The sequence below is a fragment of the Lachnospira hominis (ex Hitch et al. 2025) genome (assembly GCF_040096395.1).
Classification (GTDB): Bacteria; Bacillota; Clostridia; order Lachnospirales; family Lachnospiraceae; genus Lachnospira; species Lachnospira hominis.
In genome coordinates, this window is sequence record NZ_JBBMES010000052.1 from 1 (window position 1) to 1,810 (window position 1,810).

1 protein-coding gene is annotated in these 1,810 nt (G+C 43.0%); it reads right to left on the bottom strand.

Going from position 1 to position 1,810, the window contains the following annotated elements; translation table 11 throughout:
* On the bottom strand, positions 1-1,810 hold a 1,810-nt coding region (locus tag WMO38_RS14985), incomplete at both ends, for a winged helix domain-containing protein (RefSeq protein WP_435391025.1).

The window sequence follows — 1,810 nt, forward strand, 5'->3', positions numbered from 1 at the left end:
GCCACTGAATGCTTATCCATGCTCTTATTCTCGATGAACCATTCCATGCTCATCTTATTTAAGTGTACCTGAATGCCGGTATTGTAAAACTGGCTTCTGACTGCTCTTGCCCGTCTTGGTGTATTTAGAAGCTCATATATAAACTGCTCATAATCCAGCGGTTCAATCCATGTTGTGCCAATCTTTACATCAATATCCGAGGCTTCAATCCACTCCGGCTGCACCTTTTCAAGTGCTGCCACATTGCCTGCAAATCTTTCTGCCTGCGGATTGTCTGTATCAGCTGCCATAGCCTTTGCTACACGGAGCTTGTCTCTCACATTGCCGGAAAGATACTCATCTGCTGTCTCCCAGCCGATATCGGGATTGTTCTCGTTGTAGCGGTCGGGATTTAAGAAAATCAATCCATCCAGTTCTTCCACAAGAACTGCCCTTCTAAGCTCTGCCAAAGCATCGTCACTTAGAGTTATCTCATCCACTGTCTGTCCAGACTTTTCTGCAAGTTCTTCCTTTGCATTTGTAATATCCGGCTCATAGATAGAAAGCATATAGGCAAGATTTACATATCCAAATTCATTGACGGATACATTTAATGCTTCCACAGCGGTCTCCACTCTGTCTATGACAGTCTTTGCCTTAATCGTCTGCTTATAAAACATATCCGCTTTTTTCACCTCCCCGTCTTCATTTACTTCCTCAAGACTGCAAAGAAGTGGGTAATCGCTGTCATCTCGAAATGCTATTCTGTTTGCTTTTGAAGTAATGGCTCCATACTGCTTTACGAAGGCATCATATTTTACATTAAGAAGTCTCTGCTTATCAGAAAGCTCCTCCTCGCTGCAGCCATCCATCTGGATATCAATCAGATCTCTTGTTATCTGTCTGATTTCATCAAGGCTTCTGATTCGCTCCTCGGCAGTCTGTGATACTTCTTTTCTTACCATCTCGGAATTTTCCCTGTAATAGAGCTTTCCTTCAAAAAATGTGTAAGTGTAGTTTCTCACATCCGGATCAGCCGGGATAACTTCCTCCGTCTGCTCCACCTCATCTGCCACTCTCTCAAAATCTGTCATCTGGGCTTTGATATTACCGATAGCCTTATTGAGAGTCTCATACATATTGAAGTTCTCATCATTATTCACACAGACTGTATATCTGCTGTCCTGTCCGTAAATCCTTGTGTCATATTCCATAGTTCCAAGCATCATCTCCGGATGCTCTGCAAAATAAGAATTGACTGCAATTCCGTTCTCGGTCACACTAAGGTGTACCCAGTCAGGCTCAATATCAATCTTTCTCTCCCTCTTCTGCAAAAACAGGATATCTGCTGTCACTTCGGTTCCTGCATTATCTTTAAATGCAGTATTCGGAAGTCTTATCGCTCCCACAAGCTCTGCTCTTTCAGCCAGATACTTTCGGATAGTAGGATTTGCCTTATCAAGAGTTCCCTTTGTGGTGATTACAGCAACCATGCCTCCCGGTCTTACCTGATCAAGTGCTTTTGCAAGGAAATAATCGTGGATACGGAAGTTATACTTGTTGTACTTTGGATCAAATACCTTGTAATCTCCAAATGGCACATTCCCGACAACCACATCAAAAAAGTTATCCGGATATGTGGTATTCTCAAATCCTGTGATACTGATATTGGCATTCTGATAAAGCTGCTTTGCAATTCTTCCTGAAATGCTGTCAAGCTCCACCCCATACAGCTTGCTTCTCTGCATTGGTGTCGGCATACTTCCAAAGAAGTTACCGATACCCATAGATGGCTCTAATACATTGCCGCCTCTGAAACCAAACTGGACAA